Genomic DNA, 24,061 nt, shown 5'->3' with positions numbered 1-24,061 from the left:
TTCATGACAAGCAAAACGCCCGGCGATGCCGGGCGTTTTTTTATGGACGCAGATTGGTGGGATCAGATCCCGGAGCCGTCGTTCTCGCCGTTCTCCTCGTGCAGGCCGCACTCGCGCTTGAGGCCGAAGAAGCGGGTCTGCTCCTCGCTCATGCCCGGCTCCCACTTGGTGGTGGTGTGCACATCGCCGACGGAGAGGTAGCCCTGATCCCAGAGGGGGTGATAGGGCAGGTCGAACTCCTTGAAGTAGTAGAAGACGTCCTTGTTGCTCCAGTCGATGACCGGCAGGAACTTGAAGCGGCCGCGCTGGATACCGAGCACCGGCAGCTTGCCACGGCTGCCGGACTGCTCCCGGCGAAGGCCGGAGAACCAGGTCTGGGCGCCGAGCTCCTGCAGGGCGCGGTCCATGGGTTCGACCTTGTTGAGCTGGTTGTAGCGGGTGATCCCCTCCACCCCCTGCTCCCACAAGAGGCCGAAGCGTGCCTCCTGCCAGGCCGGTGAGAGGGCGGCCCGGTAGATCTTGAGGTTGAGGGCGAGGCGCTCGGTCAGCTCGTCGATGAAGCGGTAGGTCTCCGGGAAGAGATAACCTGTGTCGGTGAGCACCACGGGCACATCGCCTCGCGCCTGGCTCACCAGGTGCAGCATCAGTGCCGCCTGGATGCCGAAGCTCGATGACAGCACGTGTTCCCCAGGCAGGTTGGCTAGGGCCCAGCGCACCCGCTCGGGGGCGCTCATGGCGTCCAGCGCCCGGTTCAGGGGGGCCAGCGCCTCGGCCTGCTCTTCTCGGCCGAGGGCCAGCAGGGCTTGCAGATCGAGCCGCCCGTCGGCGGTGCGCGCCGGCAGCACGTTATCGGTGATATCAGGCTGCATAGAAGTCCCTCGCGGAATCGATGACGGGGGCGATGACTCCCACCCGGATCACGAAGTCGCCGAAGCACTCGTTCTGGTTGCGCTCGGCGGCCCAGCGGCCGATCAGGCTGTCGAGCTCCGCCAGGATCTGCGGCTCGGTGATGTTCTCAAGGTGCAGGCGCGGGATCCGCGTCCCTTCCAGGTTGCCGCCCAGGTGCAGGTTGTAGCGACCCGGCGCCTTGCCCACCAGACCCACCTCCGCCAGCATGGCGCGGCCACAGCCGTTGGGGCAGCCGGTGACCCGGAAGATGATGGCGTCATCCGCCAGTCCATGCTTGGTCAGCAGCCCTTCGATGTCGGTGACGAAGGCCGGCAGCATGCGCTCGGCCTCGGCCATGGCCAGCGGGCAGGTGGGCAGGGCCACGCAGGCCATGGACTGCTTGCGCTGCTCGCTCACGCCGTCATCCAGCAGGCCGTACTGGCGGGCCAGCTTCTCGATGCGGGCCTTCTCCTTGGCGGGCACGCCGGCGATGATGAGGTTCTGGTTGGCGGTCAGGCGGAAGTCCCCCTGATGGACCTTGGCGATCTCCAGCATGCCGGTCTTGAGCGGCTTGCCCGGGAAGTCCAGCAGGCGGCCATTCTCGATGAACAGGGTCAGGTGGTGCTTGCCGTCGATCCCTTCCACCCAGCCGAAGCGGTCGCCACGGCTGGTGAACTCATAGGGACGGCTCGGGGCGAAGGCGATGCCGGCGCGGCTCTCCACCTCGGCCTTGAAGGCCTCGACCCCGACCCGTTCGAGGGTGTACTTGGTCTTGGCGTTCTTGCGGTTGACCCGGTTGCCCCAGTCACGCTGGGTGCTGACCACGGCGGCCGCCACCTCCAGCACGTGAGAGAGGGGGATGAAGCCAAAGTCGCTCGCCTTGCGCGGGTAGGTGCTGGTGTCGCCGTGGGTCATGGCGAGTCCGCCGCCGACCAGCACGTTGAAGCCCACCAGCTTGCCGTCGTCGGCGATGGCAACGAAGTTCAGATCGTTGGCGTGCACGTCGATGTCGTTGTGGGGCGGGATCACCACGGTCGTCTTGAATTTGCGCGGCAGGTAGTTGGAGCCGAGGATCGGCTCCTCATCGCCGCCCAGCTTCTCGCCGTCCAGCCAGATCTCCACGTAGGCGCGGGTCTTGGGCAGCAGGTGCTCGGAGATCTGCTTGGCCCACTCGTAGGCCTCCTGATGCAGCTCGGACTCCACCGGGTTGCTGGTGCAGAGCACGTTGCGGTTCACGTCCCCGGCGGTGGCGATGGAGTCGATGCCGGTGCCGTTGAGGGTCTGGTGCATCAGTTTGATGTCGCGCTTCAATACCCCGTGGAACTGGAAGGTCTGACGAGTGGTGAGGCGGATACTGCCGTAGAGGCTGTGCTCTTCGGCAAACTTGTCGATTACCTGCCACTGGGCCGGAGTGATGATGCCGCCGGGCAGGCGGGCTCGCAGCATGACGTTGTGCAGGGGTTCGAGCTTCTGGGCGGCGCGCTCCGGGCGGATGTCGCGGTCATCCTGTTGATACATGCCGTGGAAACGGATCAGCTGGAAGTTGTCGCCGTTGAAGCCGCCGGTGAGGGGATCCTGCAGATCCTGCTCTATGGTGCCGCGCAGGAAGTTGCTCTCGCGCTTGAGGCGTTCGTTGTCGGAAAGCGGTCCTTCTACCGGTCCCGGAATAGCTTGTTTGCTCATCAATAGACATCCCTTTGATAACGTTTGGCACGACGCAATTCGCTCAAATACTCTTCTGCTTCCTCACGACTCTTGTGGCCGTGTTCGGCAATCACATCCAGCAGCGCTTGCTGCACATCCTTGGCCATGTGGTTGGCGTCGCCACACACATAGAAGTGGGCGCCGGCCTCGAGCCACTGGTAAAGCTCAAGGCCCGCTTCGCGCAGTCTGTCCTGCACATAGATCTTGTGAGCCTGATCCCGGCTGAATGCCAGGGAAATCTTCGACAGCAGGCCGGATTTCACATAGCGCTGCCACTCCACCTGATAGAGGAAGTCCTGGGTGAAGTGCGGGTTGCCGAAGAAGAGCCAGTTCTTGCCCTCTGCACCCTGGGCTTCCCGCTCCTGCATGAAGGCGCGGAAGGGGGCGATGCCGGTGCCCGGGCCCACCATGATGACGGGGGTGTCCGGGTTGTGCGGCAGGCGGAAGTTGTCGTTGTGCTCCACGAACACCCGTACCTCGGCCTCTTCCGCCAATCTGTCTGCCAGATAGGAGGAGGCGCCGCCGGAGCGCACAGTGCCATCTTCTTGCGGGTAGCGCACCACGCCGACGGTCAGATGCACCTCCTCTTCCACCTCGCTCTGGGCGGAGGCGATGGAGTAGAGGCGGGGGGTGAGGGGGCGCAGCAGGCCGGTGAGCTGATCGGCGCCGAGCTTGGCCGGGAAGCGTTTCAGCACATCCACCACCTGGGCGGAGGCGACCAGGGCGTTGACCTGGGCCTTGTCGCCGGCCAGATCTTTGAGCGCCGCGTTGTCGGTCAGCTCGGCAAGACCCGTGATAAAGCCGCCGTGCAGCCGGGTCAGCTCGAAGTGGCGAGTCAACGCCTCTCGCAGGCTGCCATGGGGGCTGGGTTCGTCGCCGGAGAGGCCGGTCAGGGCCAGCACTTCGGCGACCAGGGCGGCATCGTTGTCGAACCAGATGCCGAGGGCATCCCCGGGCTGATAGGTGAGGCCGGACTCTTCGAGGTTGATCTCGATATGGCGGATATCCTTGGTGGAATCGCGGCCGGTGACCTTCTGGTTGACCGAGAGCCGGGCCGGGAAGGGGTTCTCCTTGTGGTACTGGCTGTGGCCGACGGCCGACTGCACGGCCCCCGCCACTGTGGTGGCTCCGGCAGATCCGCCAGCAGAGAGCGTGGCGGCGACGGCATTGACCGCCTGCTCGCCCCAGGCCTTGGCGGCCTCCTGGTAATCCACGTCAAGGCTGGCGAGTTCATGAATGCGCTCGGCCCCCGCTTTTGACAGGAAGCCGTCGAAGTCCTTGCCGGTCTGGCAGAAGAACTCGTAGGAGCTGTCACCCAGACCCAGCACCGCGAACTTGAGCCCCTCCAGTTTGCCAATCTTGCCCTTCTTGAGCTGCTCGAACAGATCGACCGCCGCTTCCGGCGGTTCACCCTCCCCGTAAGTGCTCACTACCACCAGCAGGTGGCTCTCTTTCTTGAGCTGCTTGGGTTTGTAGTCCGCCATGGAGATGAGAGTCACCGGCAGGCCCAGCGCCTGCGCCTGTTTCTGGATGGCCGCCGCCGCGCCCTTGGCGTTGCCGGTCTGGGAACCATAGAGAATGGTCAGGCTGCCACCCGGGGCTGCGCCGGCGGCAACGGTGGCCACCGGTTGCTGGCCGGATTGGGAGAGGCCGTAGAGATAGCCGCTCACCCAGGCCAGTTGCTGGGTGTTGAGGGTGGTGAGAACCTGGTTCAGCTGTCGCTGTTGCTCGTCAGAGAGGGGGCTGATGTTGGGTATGGGGGCTGTCAATTGCATCACACACGTCTTCCATGGTCTGATTTTTGGTCAGGGTAAGGGCTGTGGTGAATAACAACAAAGAATAAAAATATCTTCTTTATGCGATTTGTGAATTTATAAAGTCGGGATCCGGCGCTGGGGCCCCTTGACCCGTGGTATAAAGGCCCTCAACCATGCCTTCTTGCTGCCTCACGGGGATATTCATGACCAGATTGTTTCACGTCAATGCCTTCAGTGCTCGCCCCTTCGGCGGCAACCCGGCCGTGGTGGTGCTGGGGGACGCGCGGCCCGATGCTGGGCTGCAAACCATGGCCGCCGAGTTCAATCTCTCGGAGACCGCCTTCCTCACCCCGTTAGGAAACGCTCACTACCGGTTACGCTGGTTTACCCCCAAAGTGGAGGTGGATCTCTGCGGTCACGGCACCCTGGCGGCGGCTCACGTGCTCTGGGAGGCCGGATTGGCGCAGCCTGACGAGGCGCTGCGTTTCGAGACCCGCAGCGGCGTCCTGACCGCGGCGCGGGAAGGGAGCTGGATCTGGCTTGACTTCCCGCGCATCCCGCTCTCGCCTCTTGCGCTTGATCCCGCCTATGCCGCCGCCCTCGGCTGTCAGCCGCTGCAGACCCTGGCCGCCGGGGCCAAGTTCCTGCTGGAGCTGGGCAGCGAGGAAGAAGTGCGGGCGCTCAAACCGGACTTCCACGTCCTGCGCGCCCTGCCGGGACGCGGCCTGATGGTGACGGCGCCTTCCGGCAGCGTTGAGGATGACTTCGTCTCCCGCTACTTCGCCCCCTGGGTCGGGGTGGATGAGGATCCGGTCACCGGCTCCAACCACTGTGCCCTGGTGCCGTACTGGGCCGAGCGGCTCGGCAAGACGGAGCTCAAGGCCCGCCAGATCTCGGCGCGGGGCGGCGAGCTTCGCCTCTCCCTGCAGGGGGACAGGGTGCGGATGGCGGGTCAGGGACTGACTCTGTGGCAGGGGGAGTGGTTGCTGCCTTCGCACGCATAGGCGCGCGCTTGCGCCAGCCTTTCCCGATATGTTTTGCCAATACAAAACCCCATAAAAAAACGCCCCGCAGTTGCGGGGCGTTTTGATATCGACGCAAGGCAGTCAAGGCTGCTGTTGCATGTGCCTTTTGGCAGCGTTTACTTCTGCGGGCGCAGGGCCGGGAACAGGATGACGTCGCGAATGGTGTGGCTGTTGGTGAACAGCATGACCAGACGGTCGATACCGATGCCCTGACCGGCAGTGGGCGGCAGGCCGTGTTCCAGCGCGGTGACGAAGTCAGCGTCGTAGAACATGGCTTCGTCGTCACCAGCGGCTTTCTGATCCACCTGATCCTGGAAGCGCTTGGCCTGATCTTCCGCATCGTTCAGCTCGGAGAAGCCGTTGGCCAGCTCGCGGCCGCCGATGAAGAATTCGAAGCGGTCGGTCACGTCCGGGTTCACGTCGTTGCGGCGGGCCAGCGGGGAGACGGCAGCCGGGTACTCGGTGATGAAGGTCGGTTGCAGCAGCATGTGCTCCACGGTCTCTTCGAAGATGGCGGTGATCACGTGACCCAGCTCCCAGCCCTTCATCAGCTCGATGTGCAGACGCTTGGCGACGGCCTTGGCGCTCTCCAGGGTGGCCAGATCATCTAGGGTCACATCCGGGTTGAACTTCAGGATGGACTCGACCATGGTGAGGCGCTGGAACGGCTGACCGAAATCGATGGTCAGGCCCTCTTCGCCCTCTTTGGCGTAACGGATCTTGGTGTCACCCAGAATGTCCTGGGCCAGGGTGCGCAGCAGCTCCTCGGTGAGATCCATCAGATCGATGTAATCGGCATAGGCCATATAGAACTCGATCATGGTGAACTCGGGGTTGTGACGCACCGAGATGCCTTCGTTGCGGAAGTTGCGGTTGATCTCGTACACGCGCTCGAAACCACCGACTACCAGGCGCTTCAGATAGAGCTCGGGGGCGATACGCAGGTACATGTCGATGTCCAGCGCATTGTGGTGAGTGACGAACGGACGCGCGGAGGCACCACCCGGGATGACCTGCATCATGGGGGTTTCCACTTCCATGAAGCGCTTCTCGTTGAAGAACTTGCGGATGCCGGCGACCACCTGGGTGCGGATCATGAAGGTCTTGCGGGACTCTTCGTTGGCGATCAGATCCAGGTAGCGCTGACGGCAGCGGGCTTCCTGATCGGTCAGACCCTTGTGCTTCTCGGGCAGCGGACGCAGTGCCTTGGTCAGCAGACGGATGTCGGAAACATGAACGGAGAGCTCACCGGTGTTGGTGCGGAACAGGGTCCCTTCCACGCCGACGATGTCACCCAGATCCCACTTCTTGAACTGCTCGTTGTAGAAGCCTTCCGGCAGGTCGTCACGGGTGACGTAGACCTGGATCTTGCCAGCCATGTCCTGCAGGGTCGCGAAGGATGCCTTGCCCATGATCCGGCGGGTCATGATGCGACCGGCAATCTTCACCCGTTTACCCAGGGCCGCCAGCTCGTCGGCGCTCTTGTCGCCAAACTCGGCATGCAGATCGCCGGACAGGCTGTCACGACGGAAGTCGTTGGGGAAGGGATTGCCCTGGGCGCGCAGGGCGGCCAGCTTGGAACGACGCTCAAGCATCTCGTTGTTGAGGTCGAGAGTCTGGTCGATTTCCGGAGTGGTGGTTTGTTCAGACATGGTGATTCCTGCTGCTTTATTTACAGGCCTGATTTCAGGCTGGCTTCAATAAACTTGTCCAAGTCGCCGTCAAGCACCGATTGGGTGTTGCGGGTCTCGACGCCGGTACGCAGATCCTTGATACGGGAATCATCCAGTACATAGGAGCGGATCTGGCTACCCCAGCCGATATCGGACTTGGTCTCTTCGAGCGCTTGCTTCTCGGCATTCTGCTTCTGAATTTCCAGCTCATAGAGCTTGGCCTTCAGCTGCTTCATACACTGATCTTTGTTCTTGTGCTGGGAACGGTCGTTCTGGCACTGCACCACGACGCCGGTCGGGACGTGGGTGATACGCACCGCGGACTCGGTCCGGTTGACGTGCTGACCACCGGCACCGGAGGCGCGGTAGACGTCGATGCGAAGATCCGCCGGGTTGATGTCGATCTCGATGTCATCATCGATCTCGGGATAGACGAACACGGAGCAGAACGAGGTGTGGCGGCGGCCACCGGAGTCGAAGGGCGACTTGCGAACCAGGCGATGGACACCGGTCTCGGTGCGCAGCCAGCCGAATGCGTATTCGCCGGTGAATTTGACGGTGGCGGACTTGATGCCGGCCACGTCCCCTTCGGAACATTCGATGAGCTCGGGCTTGTAGCCGTGGGCATCGCCCCAGCGCAGGTACATGCGCAGCACCATGTTGGCCCAGTCCTGGGCCTCGGTGCCGCCGGAACCGGACTGGATGTCGATGTAGCAGTCGGAACCGTCGTGCTGACCGGAGAACATGCGACGGAATTCCAGCTCGACCAGCTTGGCTTCCAGCTCGTCGGCCTCGACGATGGCTTCGTTGAAGGTCTCTTCGTCCTCCCCCTCGACCGCCAGGCTCACCAGCATCTCAACGTCATCGACGCCCTGGGTCAGGGTATCGATGGTGCCGACCACGTTTTCCAGCGCCACGCGCTCTTTGCCGAGCGCCTGTGCGCGCTCCGGCTCGTTCCAGACGTCCGGCTGTTCCAGCTCGGCGTTGACCTCTTCTAGACGCTCTTTCTTGGCGTCATAGTCAAAGGTACCCCCTAAGCAGCTCGGTCCTCTCAGACAGCTCCTTAAGCTTGTTTAATACAGGATTGACTTCAAACATCGTGAAAACTCTCGAGGTCGATGTGATTTAAAAACGGGACATTCTAGCCAATTGTGGAAGGAATAGACAGGGTTGGCTGCCCCGGCGCGCCATCCCGTCGCGATTTCTGATGCTATCGGCAAGGTTTCAGGGGAAAATATCGCCGGCGACGGCATTTGTCGCTTCAGTTTTGAGCCCACTGGCCGCTATTGATCGGCATGCAAGGGGCCATGCCCACGCCGAGCAATCCTGTTCCCGACCAACAAGAAGAAGCACGATGAAGAACCTCTCACTCAAACAGAAGATACTGTTGTCTGTGGTCATCGCCCTGTCACTGGTGATCCTGTTGCTCTCCTGGCAGAGCTATACCAGCCAGAAATCACTGCTGCTGGAAGGCAGCCAGGAGCAGGTGCAACGCCTCGGCAGCCAGCAGGCCGAGCGGATCAGCGACTGGCTCTCCGCCCGTCGTGACGTCATTCAGGCGCTCGGCAACAAGGCCGGTTCTGAGCCCCTCAACGCCCTGCAGCAGGCGCAAGTGTCCGGTCGCTTCCAGCTCACCTATTTCGGTGAAGGCAGTGGCAAGATGCACGACTCCGACCCTTCCATCAATCGCGATGGCTATGATCCCCGCTCCCGTGGCTGGTATCAGGAAGCCATGGCCAAGGGTGGCATGGTGGTGACCAAGCCTTACCTGGACGTGGCCTACAACGTCATGGTGGTGACCCTGGCCCAGCCGGCTCAAGGTGGCGTGGTCGGCGGTGACCTCTCCATCGCATCCCTGGTGGAGGATGTCACCAAGATGGCCCTGCCGGCAGACGGCTTCGCCATCCTGATGCACAAGGACGGCACCGTCATCGCCTATAAAGACGCCGCCAAGGCGATGAAGCCGGCGAGCGAGATAGACAACGACCTGACCAATGCCCTGATCGAGCAGAGCAAGAGCAGCAACCAGCTGGAGCCTGCCTACTTCGATACCGAGGGCCGTGACAAGCTGCTGTGGGCGGTGGACATTCCGAACACCGACTGGGAGCTGGTGCTGGTGCTGGACAAGGCCACTCTGGAGGCGCCGCTCTCCTCCCTGCTGCTGACCCAGCTCGGCCTGGCCCTGCTGGTGCTGGTGGGCAGCATCCTCGCTATCTCCTGGCTGGTCAGCCTGCTGCTCGGGCCGCTCGGCAAGGTCTCCCAGGCCCTGGCCCGCATTGCCGACGGTAACGGCGATCTGACCCAGCGCATCAAGATCGACGCCAACGACGAGGTGGGGCAGCTGGCGGGCAGCTTCAACCGCTTCGTCGGCAGCCAGCATCAGCTGATCGGCAACATCCGCCAGCTGGCCAACGAGCTGAACGCCGATGCCGAGCGCAGCCTGGTGACCAACCAGGCCGCGGTGGAAGAGCTGCAGCGTCAGCAGCAGGAGGTGACCATGGTCGCTACCGCCGTCACCGAGATGGCGAGCGCCACCATGGAGATCGCAGGCAACGCCGAGAACACCGCCGCCGCCGCCCAGCAATCCGCCCAGAGCAGTGAGCAGGGCAAGATGCTGGTGAACCAGACCCGTGCCTCCATCAACAACCTGGCGGAAGAGGTGGGTCAGGCCACCGGCGTCATCGGCGAGCTGAGCCGCCATGCCCAGGCCATTTCCGGTATCCTCTCCACCATCCAGGGCATCGCCGAGCAAACCAACCTGCTGGCGCTGAACGCAGCCATCGAAGCGGCCCGGGCCGGTGAACAGGGTCGCGGCTTCGCCGTGGTGGCGGACGAGGTGCGGGTGCTGTCGCGCCGCACCCAGGACTCCACCCAGGAGATCCAGGCCACCATCGAAACCCTGCAACAGACCACGGCCCGGGCGGTGAGTCTGATGCAGACCAGCCAGGGGCTGGCGGACAACAGCGTGAAGGACGCCGATGCCGCCGCTGCCGCACTCGAAGAGATCACCCAGGCGGTATCGCTGATTTCCGACATGGCGGGCCAGATCGCCACCGCCGCCGAGGAGCAGACCCAGGTGACCGGGGAGATTACCCAGAACACCACCGCCATCAAGGACGTGAGCGACGAGATCACCGCCGCCGCCATGCGCGACCTGGATCAGGCCCAGGGCCTCAAGGGTCGTGCCACCAACCTGAACCAGCAGGTGGCGACCTTTATCCTCTAAGGACCAAGCGACGGTCATATCGACAACCACACAACACCAAAGCCCTGCACTCTTGTGTGGGGCTTTTTATTGGCCGGTCGCGGGAGCCCACCGTGTGTTTCATCAGGGGAGAGGGCATAAGGCGTTTTACCGCGCGGGGTAAGCAGATTGTACATCCACCGGGTCCCGCCTTTGGCGACAGCCAGAAAGCAAAGAGCCCACCATCAGGTGGGCTCTTTGTCTTGTCGTCTGGCGTCTTCGTCTTACAGGAAGGGAAGGGCCAGGAACAGCTTGATCACCATGGCGTTGATGATGTCGATGAAGAAGGCACCGACCATGGGCACGACCAGGAAGGCCAGGTGGGAGGGGCCAAAACGTTGGGTGATGGCCTGCATGTTGGCGATGGCGGTCGGGGTGGCACCGAGGCCGAAGCCGCAGTGTCCCGCCGCCAGCACGGCCGCGTCATAGTTGCTGCCCATGACCCGGAAGGTGACGAAGATGGCGTAGAGCGCCATCGCCACCGTCTGGGCGGCCAGCAGCAGGAAGATGGGCAGGGCCAGGCTCGCCAGATCCCACAGCTTGAGGCTCATCAGCGCCATGGCGAGGAACAGGGAGAGGCTGACGTTGCCGAGCAGGGAGACCTCCCGATCGCTCACCTCGTGCCAGTTGAACAGGGTCAGCAGGTTGCGCAGCAGCACGCCGACGAACAGCACGCAGACGAACACCGGCAGCTCGAGGGCGCTGCCCTTGAGATAGAGGGAAAACATCTCCCCCCCCTTGAGGCTGATGGCGATGAGGGCCAGGGTCTCGATCACGCTGAAGGGGGTGAGGGGGCGCTCCATGTCCGGCATCTCGAAGCCCTGGGGGGCGTCGTCGCGGTTGTGCTCTTCACCGGGCACCTGCACCTTCTTCACCAGGTAGCGGGCGACCGGGCCGCCGATGAGGCCACCCAGCACCAGGCCGAAGGTGGCACAGGCGATGGCGAGCTCGGCGGCGGACTGTACGCCGTATTTCTCGGTGAAGATGGAACCCCAGGCCGCGCCGGTACCGTGGCCGCCGGAGAGGGTGATGGAGCCGGCCAGCAGCCCCATGTGGGGATCCAGACCGAGGAGGGTGGCGAGGCCGACCCCCAGGGTGTTCTGCACCAGCAGCAGGCCGGTGACCACCAACAGGAAGGTGATCACCGCCTTGCCGCCGCGTTTGAGGCTGCCCAGATCGGCGGAGAGGCCGATGGAGGCGAAGAAGGTCAGCATCAGCGGCGTCTGCAGGGTGGTGTCAAATTGCAGCTCCATCCCCATGCTGGCGCGCAGCAGCAGCAGGACCAGCGCGACCACCAGACCGCCTGCGACCGGTTTGGGAATGTTGAAGGTTCGCAGGAAGCTTACCCGGTTCACCAGCAGGCGACCGAGCAGCAACACCAGGGTGGCGGCGACCAGAGTGGTGTAGGAATCAAATTGTATCATTCGGTTCTCCCATGTTGATTGGCCGTGTCTTTGGCGAGAAAGACGCACAGATTCAGCCGGGATAAAGACAGTGTGGCTCAGGGGCCAGTTCAAGAGGGGGCCAGGGCTCCCATCCCACGTAAAAATGGGGTCTGTGGTCACCTGTTTAGTTCAGGTATCCAGGTGAGATTTAGGAAAAATCCGGCGGATAGTAGCAAAAAGCACCACTTATATCCATGTTCATCAGATTAATGGTGGTTTATGTATGTTTTTTCGACATTTAAAACTATCGCCGAATGTCTCATTTCGACCAGGAATCGTGATGTCGCGGCTGTCATTTGGGCGCCCAGTCTTTATAATTCGCCGGCTTCCCATCCGCAGGACATGGCGGAGTGCGGGAGACTGTGATTCAGGATTTGCCGGTTTTCGGTCAACGAGAGGAGAGGGTGTGAAGAAGTCTATCTACATCGCCTACACAGGCGGCACCATAGGGATGCAGCGTTCCGATCACGGCTATGTGCCGATGGCGGGCTTTATGGAAGACTGTCTGGCACGGATGCCCGAGTTTCATCGACCCGAGATGCCGTCCTACCACATTCACGAATACGATCCCCTCATCGACTCCTCCGACATGACGCCGGCGGACTGGCAGCGCATCGCCGAGGATATCCGCGACAACTACGACAAGTATGATGGCTTCGTGATCCTGCACGGTACCGACACCATGTCGTTCACCGCCTCGGCGCTCTCCTTCATGCTGGAAGACTTGCACAAGCCGGTGATCATCACGGGCTCCCAGATCCCGCTGGCCGAGCTGCGCTCGGATGGCCAGCAGAACCTGCTCAATGCCCTCTATATCGCGGCCAACTACCCGATCCACGAGGTGACGCTGTTCTTCAACAACCAGCTCTATCGCGGCAACCGCAGCAAGAAGGTACACGCGGACGGCTTCCACGCCTTCGACTCGCCGAACTACCCGCCGTTGCTCAACGCCGGTATCGCCATCTCCCTGGAGGCGGGGGAGCTGGGTGTGCCGTCCGAGCGGGCCTTGGTGCTGCATGACATCACTCCCCAGCCCATCGGCGTGGTGACCCTCTACCCCGGTATCTCGGCCGAGGTGATCGCGAACATATTGCAGCAGCCGGTGCGGGCACTGATCCTGCTCTCCTTCGGGGTGGGCAATGCGCCGCAGAACCCGGCCATGCTGGCGCTGCTCTCCGAGGCGTCGGCCCGCGGCGTCATCATCGTCAACCTGAGCCAGTGCCTGCACGGCAAGGTCAACATGGGGGGCTATGCCACCGGCAATGCACTCTCTCGCGCCGGGGTCATCTCGGGCTTTGACATGACCGCCGAGGCGGCCCTCACCAAGCTGCACTTCCTGCTGAGCCAGGACTTGCCGGCCCCGCGCATCCGCGAGCTGATGCAGCAGTCCCTGCGTGGTGAGCTGACCCCCTGAGGAGTTCACCCTGGCCCTCTCTCTGGGGGAGAGGGGATAGAGCGAGTGGCTGTTGGCAGTCAGGCTCGTCATGACGATCGCTGGCAGGGTGTCAATGCACTCAGCGCAGGCAGCCGCTCTGCTCCCTTCTCCCCTTGCGGGAGAAGGGGTGGGGATGAGGGGAATAACCTCACCTTGCGGATAGAGAGGAAAAAAGAGGGGAGCCGCGATGGCTCCCCTCTTTGCGATGGCGTGCGAGCCTGAGCGCGCACCTGCGCTCAACGCATCAGTGATGAGGATTGATACGGACTATCTCTTCCTCATCGCGATACTGGCGTTTGAGCTCGCTCTTGCTCTTCATCACGATCTCACCGTCCGCCCCTATGTTCATGTGCTCGGGGTTTGCAAGGTGCATCGCCTGCCAGGCCATCACCGCCTGCAGCGAGGTGGCCTTCTGCTCCTCGGTGAGGGGCTGGCCATCGGGCCATTTGCCGAGTTCGACCGCGGTCTTGAGCCGCTCGTACACTTCCCTGGGCATCTGCCCTATCACCTGTTGAAACGACATCCGGCTTCTCCTTGAAAACGTTGAGCCATGAGGGGGGCTGGCAGGCAGATCCTGACGGACTATACCGGTAAGTCCTGACGGACTACGCCGGCCATCTGCTCCATCACCCGCACTACCTGACAACTGTACCCGAACTCGTTGTCATACCATACGTACAGCACGCAGTGATCTTCCTCGGCGATGGTGGCCTGGGAGTCCACTATACCCGCGAAGCGGGAGCCGACCATATCGGAGGAGACCAGCTCGGTGCTGGCGCTGAAGTCTATCTGGCGATGCAGGGCCGAGCTCAGGGCCATCTGCTGCAGATAGGCGTTGAGGCTCTCCCGGTCGGTGGTCTGCTCCAGCGACAGGTTGATGATGGCCAGGGACACATTGGGGGTCGGTACCCGAATGGCGTTGCCGGTCAGTTTGCCCTTGAGCTCGGGCAGCGCCTTGGCCACCGCCTTGGCGGCACCGGTGCTGGTCATCACCATGTTGAGGGCCGCGCTGCGACCGCGCCGCTCCCCCTTGTGATAGTTGTCGATCAGGTTCTGATCGTTGGTGTAGGAGTGCACCGTCTCCACGTGGCCGTGGCGAATGCCGTACTTGTCCTGCATTACCTTGAGCACCGGGGTGATGGCGTTGGTGGTGCAGGAGGCGGCGGAGACTATCTTGTCATCCGGGCCGATGACCTCGTGGTTGACCCCGAACACCACGTTCTTCATCTCCCCCTTACCGGGAGCGGTCAGCAGTACCCGGGCGGCACCACGGGCCTTGAGGTGTTCACTCAGACCCGCTTCGTCACGCCAGACGCCGGTGTTGTCGACGATGAGGGCGTTCTGGATGCCATGAGCGGTGTAGTCGATGTCCGCCGGGCTGTTTGCGTAGATCACCTGGATGAAGGTGCCGTTGGCGATGATGGCGCTGCGCTCCAGATCCACCTCGATGGATCCGTTGAAGGGGCCGTGGACGGAATCGCGGCGTAGCAGGCTGGCGCGCTTTTCCAGATCCCCCTCCCGCCCGCCGCGCACGACGATGGCGCGCAGACGCAGGGAGTTGGCGGCGCCGGTGCGCTCGATGAGCAATCGGGCCAGCAGGCGGCCGATGCGGCCAAAGCCGTAGAGCACCACATCGGTGGGAGCGGGCACGGCGCCCTGGCTCAGAGCCGGTGCCAGCTTGGCACGCAGGTAATCCTCGATGCCGGACTCATCCTCATGATCCTGCCAGTAACCCACCGCCAGCTTGCCGAGATCCACTTCGGCCGCGACGGGATTGAGTGCGACGATGGCGCACAACAGGGGGAAGCTTTGCTGGATGGGGAGCGGGGCGCCCTGATGGCGGCGAACGACCCGATGGGCCTTGAGGATGTCGATGGTGGAGGCGTTTTGCAGGGGGCGTCCAAAGATGGTGATCTCTATCCCCTGTTGGCGGTAGAGGCGACCGATCAAGGGTTGCATGGCTTCGGCGAGCTCCTGGCTCTCCTGCCACGCCTGCAAGTAGTGCTCGTGGGTCATTAACCAGATCCTTTATTTCACGTTGTTGAAGCAAATTGCCGGGGCAAAATGAAATCCGTCGAATGCAGATCAGTGTAGGGCTGATGGTTTCGTTATATTATTCTGCAGTCGCGGCCTTATAAGGCGCGCGCATTGTAATGGATATGTAGCTCGTTTGCTAGTTGGCGGTGTCCGACGCGAGTGCTGATTGTTACCGACTTGATGGGAACCATGACCATTTCTCCACTGCGCCCCTCCCTGCTTGCCCTCTCCTGTGTCCTGACGCTGGCGGCCTGTGACGACGACAAGATCCACAACATCTGCGCCAATCATCCCCAGCTGTGTGCGGATCTGGTGGACGATGGTTGGTGCCGCTATGAGCGCAGCGACGTGATCCGGGCACGTTACTACCTGCAGGGGGAGCAGACCGACAGGCGCAAGTACGCCCTGATGCGAAGCCTCGAAGGGTATCTGCAGTGCGCCGAGCACTCCACCAACCTTGAATACAAGCGGGCCAAAGAGCAGAAGAGCCCACGGGTGGAGGGCATGCTGGCCGCCGGCAGCCAGTTGGAACAGCTGGACAGGCAGACCCTGGCTTCCCGGGATCCCTACCTGCTGCTCTGGCACTGGACTAACAATACCAATCCGGCCGCCCGTGCCAGCTTCCTCGCGCTGGAAGGGACGCCTGAGCTGGAGGAGCCCGAGCTGCAACTGGCCCTCGGAGGGGTCTATGCCAGGCGTGAACCGCACAAAGCCATCGCCCTGATGCACCACGCCCTCTCTCTCTACGGTGAGGGGGACGAGATCAACAGCCGCATCCTCACCTCTCTCAGTACCCTCTACATGGGCCAGAAGGAGTTCGGTCTGGCTTATCAGTGGGGCAAGGTGAGCGAGGCGTTCCAGCAGGAAAACGAGGTCTCCGCCAGCCGCCTCGCCCTCTACCACAACATCAGCAAGGGGGAGCAGGAGTCCTGGGACAAGGCGGCAGCCGCCATCGTCCAGCAACTCAGGCTCGGGGAGTATCGGCCATGATGGATCCCCTGATCCCCCCGCCGCCTCACTGGGGCGAGCCCTTCGACATCCGTCTGCTGCATGGCCAGGCCCGAAGTGACGGCCGGGTACTGGAGCGCACCACGGTGCGGGCCGTGGTGCTGCGGGGCGACGAGTTATTGATGGTGCACTCCCGGGTCAATGGCGATCTCATGTTCCCGGGTGGGGGCATAGAGGCGGGGGAGTGCCATCAGAAGGCGCTGGCCCGGGAGCTGAGGGAGGAGTGCGGCGCCGAGCTCGGGACTGTGGGGGCCCTGCTTGGACAGACCCGGGAGTACCGTCCGGCCCGCGAGGCGGAGTATGACGCCTACTGCATTCACTCCTTTTACTACCTCTGCCAGCTGGGGGATGCCTGGAGCGAGCCCCGCCCCCAGCCCTACGAGGTGCGCCTCGGTTTCACCCCCGGCTGGTTCGCCCTGGATGAGGCGCTGCAGACCAACAAGACCCAGCTGGCGGGTCCCTGTCCCCAGTGGACGGTGCGCGAAACCCGGGTGCTGGCTCAGCTGCAACAGTGGTTCGACGCCGGCCTGCTGGATTGAAGGTGATGTCCTTGCCATGAAAAAACCGCCCTCGGGCGGTTTTTTGTTTTGCGGCTGCATTTACGCCGGGCGGGTTTAATGACCCTAGAGCGTGCAGACCGGACAGAAGGCATAGGTGCCCTGGGGGTCGTTGAAGCGAACCAGGGGGTCGAGGCTCTTGTTCACCTCGACCAGCACCTTGCCAACACCGGCGGGCAGCCAGCTCTGCATCTTGCTCTGTGCATAGGGGGTCAACACCTGGGCGCTGCTGTCGAACAGCTCTCGTAGGAACTTGTCCCGAGCGGACTCTTCCTGCTCGATGGGGGTCACCTGCCAGCTCTTGAGATTGGCGAGACTGGCGGCCGCCTTGAGGGCGTCATCCAGGTTGCCAAACTCGTCCACCAGCCCCAGATCCTTGGCATCCTGACCGGTCCAGACCCGACCTTCGGCCGCCTTCTCGGCCTCTTCCGGGCTCAGGCCACGGCCCTTGCTGACCAAGCCGACGAAGCGCTGGTAGGTATCTTCCACCCCGAGCTGGATGGCCTGACCGACGTGCTCCGGCAGGGCCCGGGTCAGGCCGACACCGACGAAATCGGTGGTGCCGACGCCATCGGTATGGACTCCGTACTGGGAGAGCGCCTTGTCGATGGTGGCAAACATGCCGAACACCCCGATGGAGCCGGTGAGGGTGGTGGGGGAGGCGAAGATCTTGTCCGCATCGGCGGAGATCCAGTAACCACCGGAGGCGGCGTAGCTGCCCATGGAGATGACCACCGGCTTGCCGGCCTGTTTCAGGGCCAGCAGCTCGGCGCGGATCTGCTCGGCGGCGAAGGCGCTGCCCCCCGGGCTGTCGACCCGCAAGACCACGGCCTTCACCTTGTCGTCGCGGCGGGCATCGGCCAGCAGATCGGAGAGGCTGTCGCCCCCTATGGTGCCGGCGGGCTGAACGCCGTCCATGATGGCGCCGCTGGCGGTGATGAGGCCCACCTCATCCTTGCCGCTCTGGGGATATTGCTCGGGAATGGCGGCCAGATACTCTTTCAGGCCCACGCCCTTCCAGCCGTGATCCTCGGCTTCCCCCACCTCCTTGATGACCGCCTGGGTCATCTCGTCACGGGTGGCGAGCTGATCCACCAGGCCGTTCTCGAGGGCATAGTTGGCGGCATTGCCGCCGGATGCGCGCAGCAGGCTGAGGAACTGATCCTTGCCCGGGGCGACGGCATCGGGTTCGATCTCCCGCTCGGCAGCCACGTCATTCACGTAGGAGAGCCATAGCTGATCCAGCCAGCGCTGGTTCGCCATCTTGCTCTCGGGGGACATCTCGTCCCGGGTGTAGGGCTCGACGAAGGACTTGTAGGTGCCGACCTTGAACACGTGCGGCGTGACGTTAAGTTTTTCCAGGGCTGACTTGAAGTAGGTCTGATAGACCCCGAGCCCCTCGATCAGCACGGCGCCGCTCTGGTTGAGCAGCACGTGATCGGCGTGGGCGGCCAGCAGGTAGGGGCCCTGATTGTAGTAATCCGCCATGGCGATGACCGGCTTGCCGCTCTCCTTGAATTCGTCGATGGCGTCGGTCACCTCCTGCAGCTTGGAGAAGTTGGCCCCCTGCAGCCCCTGGGGCTTGATCACCAGCGCCTTGATGCGATCGTCATCCTTGGCGCTCCTGATGGCCCACAGCAGATCCGACAGCACTATCTCGCTCGGCTGATCGTCGCTGCTGTCCACTTGGCGCAGCAACTGTACCGTGGGGTCGGTCTGGGTGCGCTGTTCCACCAGCACGCCGGAGAGATTGATGGTGAGCGCCCCTTCGATGGGGGGAGTGGGCGCCTCTTTCTGGCTAAAGGCGAAGACGATGGCCAGCACGACGATGATGAAGACGAGGTTGACCAGCATCAGCCGGGTGAAATTGAGCAGACGCCAGAGGCTGCGAAACAGCCATCCCAGACCCTTGAAAATAGACATAGTCCCGTTATCGCCCTGTTGATCGGAAGAGAGAGGCCATTATTAACCACTTGTCCCGCCAATTGCCATTTCCGCTTGGGGGGCACTCCTGCCCTGGCCCTTCGCAACACGCCTGTTCGCCGAAAAAATGTCCAAACATTTGTTTGAAAAAGGATATTCGATTCTTTACTCTAGCCTCAATTTGATAACAAAAAATTAACTGGAGGCTTTGTGAGCCGCTATCCGACCCTGCTGACCCCCCTTGACCTCGGGTTTACCCAGCTTCGCAACAGAGTGCTGATGGGCTCCATGCACACCGGCCTCGAGGAGGAGAAGGGGGGCTTTGACAAGTTGGCCGCCTTCTATGCCGAACGGGCACGGGGGGGCGTCGGCCTCATCGTCACCGGTGGCATCGCCCCCAACCTGCGGGGCAGGCTGGTGCCTCACGGCTCCCAGCTCAGCTTCCCCTGGCAGGTGGCCAAGCACAAGAAGGTGACCGCTGCCGTCCATCAGGAGGGGGGCAAGATAGCGCTGCAGATCCTCCATGCGGGCCGCTACGCCTACCACCCTTTCAGCCTGGCGCCGAGCGCCCTCAAGGCCCCCATCTCTCCGTTCAAGCCTCGCCCCATGAGCGAGCGCCAGATCCGGGGCACCATCCGCGACTTCGCCGCCACCGCCGCCCTGGCCAGGGCCGCCGGTTACGACGGGGTGGAAGTGATGGGTTCGGAGGGGTATCTCATCAACCAGTTCATCTGTGAGCGCACCAACCAGCGCACCGATGAGTGGGGCGGCAGTGCCGAGAAGCGCATGCGCTTCCCGCTGGCCATCGTGCGGGCCATTCGCGAGCGAGTGGGCACCGATTTCATCATCATCTTCCGTCTCTCCATGCTGGATCTGGTGGAGAAGGGGTCCTCCCTGGAGGAGGTGATCGCCTTGGGCCAGGCGCTGGAGCAGGCGGGGGTGACCCTCATCAACACCGGCATCGGCTGGCACGAGGCGCGCATCCCCACCATCGCCACCAGTGTGCCGCGGGGTGCCTTCAGCTGGGTCACCGCCGAGCTGAAAAAGCATCTCAAGGTACCCCTCATCACCACCAACCGCATCAACACCCCGGAGGTGGCGGAGCGCATCCTGGCAGCAGGGGAGGCCGACATGGTCTCCATGGCGCGCCCCTTCCTGGCGGATCCCGAGTTCGTCATCAAGGCGGCGGAGGACAGAGCAGACGAGATCAACACTTGCATCGCCTGCAACCAGGCTTGCCTCGACCATGTGTTCAAGCAAAAGCGCGCCTCCTGCCTGGTGAACCCCAGGGCCTGTTTCGAGACCGAACTCACCTTCGGCCGGGTGCCTCAGCCCAAGAAGCTCGCCGTGGTGGGGGCAGGCCCTGCCGGGCTCGCGTTTGCCTGCTACGCTGCCGAGCGCGGTCATCAGGTGAGCCTGTTCGATCAGGCGCAGACCATCGGCGGCCAGTTCAACTTCGCCAAGCAGATCCCGGGCAAGGAGGAGTTCCACGAGACCCTGCGCTACTTCGCCAGGCGGCTGGAGAAGTGCGGCGTCGAGCTCTATCTCGGTCAGCGCCAGAGCGCCGAGAGCCTGCTTGGCGGCGGGTTTGACGAGGTGATCCTCGCCACCGGCATTCGTCCGCGTACGCCCAATATCCCGGGGATCGAACATCCCAAGGTGCTGAGCTATCTCGACGTGCTGCGCGACGGCAAGCCGGTGGGCCAGAAGGTGGCGGTGATCGGTGCCGGTGGCATCGGTTTTGACGTGGCGGAATTCCTGGTGGAAAAACGGGCGGATCAACAGTCGACCGCGGATGCGGATCGTCACCGCGACCACTGGCTCAAGGAGTGGGGCATCGACAAGGGGCTCGGCGAGCGCGGCGGCCTGATGAAACCCGAGATAGACGCCCCCGAGCGCCAGATCTGGCTGCTCCAGCGCAAGGAGAGCAAGGTGGGGGATGGCCTCGGCAAGACCACCGGCTGGATCCACAGAACCGTGCTCAAGAACCGCAAGGTGCAGATGCTGAGTGGGGTGCAGTACCAGCGTATCGACGACGAGGGGCTTCACATCGAGGTGGGCGGGCAGCCGCAGTGCCTGCCGGTGGATCAGGTGATCATCTGCGCCGGGCAGGAGCCTTTGCGGGAGCTGCAGGCGGGCCTGCAGGCGGCGGGCAAGCCGGTGCACATCATCGGCGGGGCCGATGTGGCCGCCGAGCTGGACGCCAAGCGTGCCATCCGTCAGGGGGCAGAGCTTGCTGCTGTCATTTAATCCAAAATGCAATGGATATAGTGATAAACCCCTGCTTGTCAGGGGTTTATGCTATTGGATCCGGGCCAAAGACGGCATGTCGGCTCTCTTTGCGCTGCCAGCCCGCTGTGCTAGGGTAGCGCCATCATGACCTTGTGTTTTTGTGACCCTTTCGCAGAACTTTTCGCAGAACAATGGAGTTGCCCATGGATGCCCTCAACCTGTTACTGAACCGTCACTCCTGCGGTCGTTTGACCGAACCCGCCCCGAGCGGCGAGGTGCTCGACAACATTCTCAAGGCGGGATTGCGGGCTCCGGATCACGGTACCCTGACCCCCTGGCAGTTCATTCTGTTCGAAGGGGAAGGGCGGGAGCGGTTGGGCAGTTTGCTGGCACAGGCGGCCCGTGCCCGTGGTGAGGATGAGGAGAGCATCGAGAAGAGCCGCGCCGCGCCGCTGCGTGCGCCCCTGCTGGTGGCGGTGGCGACCCGTTATCAGGCTCATCCCAAGGTGCCCAGGCTGGAGCAGGAGCTCTCTGCCGGTTGCGCCCTGATGGCGATGCAGATGGCGGCGCAGGCCCAGGGCTTCAACGGCATCTGGCGCTCGGGCTGGTTCATCTTCGACGAACAGATCAACGCAGGGCTCGGGCTGGCGGAGGGGGATCAGCTGGTGGGCTTCCTCTACCTGGGCACTCCCATGCTGGAGGCTCGCAAGCTGCGCGAGCTGCCCATTGACGACTTCGTACGCCACTTCTAACGACCTGTTTTTGATAAAAAGCCCTGATACATCAGGGCTTTTTTATTTGGTGACAGTTTTGTCAGGCTGTACTGATAAATGCGGGTTTGCCAAGAGGGCGAAAGGGGTTGGCCGGAAATTTTTCAAATAGTGAGAGGTTGTTCTCAATCCTGGTCGATTACGCTACGTAAAACGTTTGCGCCTCGTTATTATCCCTCCTGCCAGTTTAGAAGGTAACCCCTTCTAATATTCTGCGATGAGAGTCGCAATTCCGTAGCACCTTTTTACAGCCCAACGTCTTGATGACATTGGGCTTCATTTTTTATTTGGGGCTGCGGCGTCGCGGTGGCCCTGCTTTACATCCCTGACTCTCCGTCATCGCCTCGCTGCTGAACCCGTACTCAAGGGGTGGGTTGTGTTTTCTTCCCGGGTAATATTCTGGCCGGATTGCCCACCACCCGGGCACCGGCCGGCACGTCTTTGGTCACGACCGAACCCGCCCCGACGATGGCTTCCCGCCCAATGGTGACGCCGGGCAGGAGGATGGCGCCGCCCCCTATCCAGACCCTGTCCTCGACCGTGACCGGCAGCGCCGTCTCCACTCCCTTGAGGCGCTCATCGGCCTCCAGGGCATGGGCGGCGGTATAGATCTGCACGTTCGGCCCAATCATGACCCCGGCCCCGATACGCACCGGGGCATTGTCCAGTATCGTGGCTCCCATGTTGATGAAGGAGCCTTTGCCCAGGGTGATATGGCGGCCATAGGTGCAGTAGAACGGCGGGCAGATGAAGGCCCCCTCCGCCAGCTCGCCCACCAGTGCTTTCAGCAGGATCTGCTGTTCGTCCTCCTCATCGGCCCGGTTGAAGCGGCGATAGAGCCGGGCCGTCTCCCGGCGCAGGGCATCGAGCTCCGCCGCCATGCAGTCATAGGGCTGGCTGGCGATCATCTTCTGGTAGTCACTCATGGGTCATCTCTTGTTGTCGTGTCGCGGCGGTTGATGCTGGGCACAAGCCATGCGCCCGTTTGGGGGCATGGCTTGTGCAAAGCGTGCCATCTTACTGCCTTCGTCATCCAGGAAGCGTGAGCCCGGGCTCAGGGCCGGCATTTCAGCTGGAAATGGCTGGGCCGCAAGGCACGTAGAAACCACAAGGGCACCCGAAGGTGCCCTTGTGTGCGCGGCCATGTATGACTTAGCCGTGCTTGCGACCGGAGAGGCGGCACCACTCCTCTTTCACGGCGGTCGGGTCCATGTCGAACCACTGGCCGTAGATGGTCTCCAGCTCAGGCGCCTGGCTCTCGAGCACGCCGGACAGGGCCATCAGGCTGCCGGGCTTGCCGTGGCCTGCGATGAGCGGCGCGAGCTCGCGCAGGGGGCCGGCCAGGATGTTGGCCACCACCACGTCCGCTTCCACCCCTTGCGGCTGATCCGCCGGCAGGTAGAGCTCAATCTGGCCGGCAACGCCATTGCGCTCGGCGTTGTCATGGCTGGCCTGGATGGCCTGGGGATCGATGTCGATGCCGATGACCCGGGCGGCGCCCAGTTTCAGGGCGGCGATGCCGAGGATGCCGGAGCCGCAACCGAAGTCGACCACGGTTTTACCGGCCAGATCCAGTCCGTCCAGCCACTGCAGGCAGAGGGCCGTGGTGGGGTGGGTGCCGGTACCGAACGCCAGGCCGGGATCCAGCATGACGTTGACCGCCTCGGGATGGGGCACGTCGCGCCAGCTCGGGCAGATCCAGAGCCGTTTGCCGAACTGCATGGGGTGGAAGTGATCCATCCATTCCCGCACCCAGTCCTTGTCTTCCAGCTGCTCGACCTTGTAGCCGACATCTTCACCGAAGATCTGCTGGAAGAAGGCGATGGTGGGGGCAGGATCGGTTTCGGCGTCGAACAGCCCCATCACCTCGGTCTCGCCCCAGAGCGGAGTCTCGCCTGGCATGGGTTCGTAGACGGGCACATCCTTGGCATCCATAAAGGTCACCGCCTGGGCTCCACGCCCCAGCAGCATGTTGCTCACCTTGTCCGCCGTCTTGGCGGTGGCGTTGATTCGAATTTGTATCCAGGGCATGGGGTCGACTCTTCATAAATGTGAAACCGCGGGATTCTATCATCATGGGTCTGTGCTGTCGTGGTTTGCCCATGGTGCAGGCCGGAGGAACACCACTCTGCCAAGTTGGCACGGTTAATGTATTCCTCCTTGGGTGACGGGAAGCAACTTGTTCCCGCTGAATGCTTTGCTCTATGAAAGTTCCGTCATCTTTTTCAGCCACCTTCGGGTGGCTTTTTTTTGAATGGACGAAAATGGCGGGGAAAACAGTGAATTTTGCAGGGAAATGGCGACTTGGCATGCTAGCTGCAAAGGTTACTCTGTCCTGCAGAAGGACGTGTGTGTGATTGTTA

The 24,061-nt window shown here is 62.6% G+C and carries 18 protein-coding genes; 7 read left to right on the top strand and 11 right to left on the bottom strand.

Going from position 1 to position 24,061, the window contains the following annotated elements; genetic code table 11:
* Positions 1-62 precede the first annotated feature (62 nt).
* Genes ABNP46_RS16370 through ABNP46_RS16360 form a run of 3 tightly spaced genes read right to left on the bottom strand, consistent with a single transcriptional unit; the run spans position 63 to position 4,367 of the window.
* A complete protein-coding gene (locus ABNP46_RS16370) occupies positions 63-869 on the bottom strand; it encodes a phosphoadenylyl-sulfate reductase (protein ID WP_349919251.1) in 807 nt (268 codons plus the stop codon).
* The gene (gene cysI, locus ABNP46_RS16365) at positions 859-2,571 is read right to left on the bottom strand and encodes an assimilatory sulfite reductase (NADPH) hemoprotein subunit (protein WP_349919250.1); all 1,713 of its coding nucleotides are present in this window, start codon (positions 2,569-2,571) and stop codon (positions 859-861) included. The genes ABNP46_RS16370 and cysI overlap by 11 nt, the downstream gene beginning before the upstream one ends.
* Positions 2,571-4,367, bottom strand: coding sequence for an assimilatory sulfite reductase (NADPH) flavoprotein subunit (locus ABNP46_RS16360; RefSeq protein WP_349922532.1), 1,797 nt, complete (start codon positions 4,365-4,367; stop codon positions 2,571-2,573). The genes cysI and ABNP46_RS16360 overlap by 1 nt, the downstream gene beginning before the upstream one ends.
* A 185-nt stretch (positions 4,368-4,552) precedes the next feature.
* On the opposite strand from ABNP46_RS16360, the gene ABNP46_RS16355 reads away from it, so the two are divergent.
* The gene (locus tag ABNP46_RS16355; RefSeq protein ID WP_434476158.1) at positions 4,553-5,353 is read left to right on the top strand and encodes a PhzF family phenazine biosynthesis protein; all 801 of its coding nucleotides are present in this window, start codon (positions 4,553-4,555) and stop codon (positions 5,351-5,353) included.
* Positions 5,354-5,490: 137 nt separating this feature from the next.
* On the opposite strand, the gene lysS is transcribed toward ABNP46_RS16355, so the two are convergent.
* Together lysS and prfB are read right to left on the bottom strand one after the other, a co-directional pair.
* Positions 5,491-7,026 carry a lysine--tRNA ligase gene (lysS, locus tag ABNP46_RS16350; protein WP_434476157.1) on the bottom strand — a complete coding sequence of 512 codons (1,536 nt, stop codon included), beginning with the start codon at positions 7,024-7,026 and terminating at the stop codon, positions 5,491-5,493.
* A 20-nt stretch (positions 7,027-7,046) separates the two neighbouring features.
* A protein-coding gene (gene prfB / locus ABNP46_RS16345; RefSeq protein ID WP_349919248.1) for a peptide chain release factor 2 occupies positions 7,047-8,145 on the bottom strand; the annotation gives its coding sequence in 2 pieces (ribosomal slippage) (positions 7,047-8,069 and positions 8,071-8,145; 1,098 coding nt in all).
* Between the two features lie 256 nt (positions 8,146-8,401).
* Between prfB and ABNP46_RS16340 the strand changes: the two genes are divergently transcribed.
* Positions 8,402-10,273, top strand: coding sequence for a methyl-accepting chemotaxis protein (locus ABNP46_RS16340; protein ID WP_349919246.1), 1,872 nt, complete (start codon positions 8,402-8,404; stop codon positions 10,271-10,273).
* 242 nt (positions 10,274-10,515) lie between these two features.
* Here ABNP46_RS16340 and gltS read toward each other — a convergent pair whose 3' ends face one another.
* Positions 10,516-11,715: a sodium/glutamate symporter gene (gltS, locus tag ABNP46_RS16335; RefSeq protein ID WP_349919245.1), complete on the bottom strand. Its 1,200-nt coding sequence runs from the start codon at positions 11,713-11,715 to the stop codon at positions 10,516-10,518.
* Positions 11,716-12,142: 427 nt separating this feature from the next.
* Here gltS and ansA point away from each other — a divergent pair, with 427 nt between their 5' ends.
* Positions 12,143-13,150: an asparaginase gene (gene ansA, locus ABNP46_RS16330; protein WP_349919244.1), complete on the top strand. Its 1,008-nt coding sequence runs from the start codon at positions 12,143-12,145 to the stop codon at positions 13,148-13,150.
* A gap of 265 nt (positions 13,151-13,415) precedes the next feature.
* Here ansA and ABNP46_RS16325 read toward each other — a convergent pair whose 3' ends face one another.
* Together ABNP46_RS16325 and ABNP46_RS16320 are read right to left on the bottom strand one after the other, a co-directional pair.
* Positions 13,416-13,694 carry a YeaC family protein gene (locus ABNP46_RS16325; protein ID WP_349919243.1) on the bottom strand — a complete coding sequence of 93 codons (279 nt, stop codon included), beginning with the start codon at positions 13,692-13,694 and terminating at the stop codon, positions 13,416-13,418.
* A gap of 59 nt (positions 13,695-13,753) precedes the next feature.
* Positions 13,754-15,187: a glyceraldehyde-3-phosphate dehydrogenase gene (locus ABNP46_RS16320; RefSeq protein WP_349919241.1), complete on the bottom strand. Its 1,434-nt coding sequence runs from the start codon at positions 15,185-15,187 to the stop codon at positions 13,754-13,756.
* Between the two features lie 210 nt (positions 15,188-15,397).
* On the opposite strand from ABNP46_RS16320, the gene ABNP46_RS16315 reads away from it, so the two are divergent.
* Both ABNP46_RS16315 and ABNP46_RS16310 read left to right on the top strand, forming a co-directional pair.
* A complete protein-coding gene (locus tag ABNP46_RS16315; RefSeq protein ID WP_349919240.1) occupies positions 15,398-16,198 on the top strand; it encodes a DUF2989 domain-containing protein in 801 nt (266 codons plus the stop codon).
* Positions 16,198-16,755 carry an NUDIX domain-containing protein gene (locus ABNP46_RS16310; RefSeq protein ID WP_349922526.1) on the top strand — a complete coding sequence of 186 codons (558 nt, stop codon included), beginning with the start codon at positions 16,198-16,200 and terminating at the stop codon, positions 16,753-16,755. Before ABNP46_RS16315 ends, ABNP46_RS16310 begins: the two co-directional genes overlap by 1 nt.
* An 84-nt stretch (positions 16,756-16,839) precedes the next feature.
* Here the strand turns inward: ABNP46_RS16310 and sppA are convergent, their stop codons facing one another.
* A complete protein-coding gene (sppA, locus tag ABNP46_RS16305) occupies positions 16,840-18,696 on the bottom strand; it encodes a signal peptide peptidase SppA (RefSeq protein ID WP_349919238.1) in 1,857 nt (618 codons plus the stop codon).
* 210 nt (positions 18,697-18,906) lie between these two features.
* Here sppA and ABNP46_RS16300 point away from each other — a divergent pair, with 210 nt between their 5' ends.
* Complete coding sequence (locus ABNP46_RS16300; RefSeq protein WP_349919236.1) at positions 18,907-20,946, top strand: NADPH-dependent 2,4-dienoyl-CoA reductase; 2,040 nt, start codon at positions 18,907-18,909, stop codon at positions 20,944-20,946.
* Between the two features lie 185 nt (positions 20,947-21,131).
* Positions 21,132-21,680 carry an NAD(P)H nitroreductase gene (locus ABNP46_RS16295; protein WP_349919235.1) on the top strand — a complete coding sequence of 183 codons (549 nt, stop codon included), beginning with the start codon at positions 21,132-21,134 and terminating at the stop codon, positions 21,678-21,680.
* Between the two features lie 380 nt (positions 21,681-22,060).
* Here ABNP46_RS16295 and ABNP46_RS16290 read toward each other — a convergent pair whose 3' ends face one another.
* Together ABNP46_RS16290 and prmA are read right to left on the bottom strand one after the other, a co-directional pair.
* Positions 22,061-22,624 carry a sugar O-acetyltransferase gene (locus tag ABNP46_RS16290; protein ID WP_349919234.1) on the bottom strand — a complete coding sequence of 188 codons (564 nt, stop codon included), beginning with the start codon at positions 22,622-22,624 and terminating at the stop codon, positions 22,061-22,063.
* Positions 22,625-22,850: 226 nt separating this feature from the next.
* The gene (prmA, locus tag ABNP46_RS16285; protein WP_349919233.1) at positions 22,851-23,729 is read right to left on the bottom strand and encodes a 50S ribosomal protein L11 methyltransferase; all 879 of its coding nucleotides are present in this window, start codon (positions 23,727-23,729) and stop codon (positions 22,851-22,853) included.
* Positions 23,730-24,061: the final 332 nt, after the last annotated feature.

Origin of the sequence: Aeromonas veronii (assembly GCF_040215105.1) — a bacterium.
GTDB lineage: Bacteria > Pseudomonadota > Gammaproteobacteria > Enterobacterales > Aeromonadaceae > Aeromonas > Aeromonas veronii_G.
The sequence above is the reverse complement of the archived record's forward strand: the minus strand, read 5'-3'. Positions and strand labels throughout refer to the sequence as shown.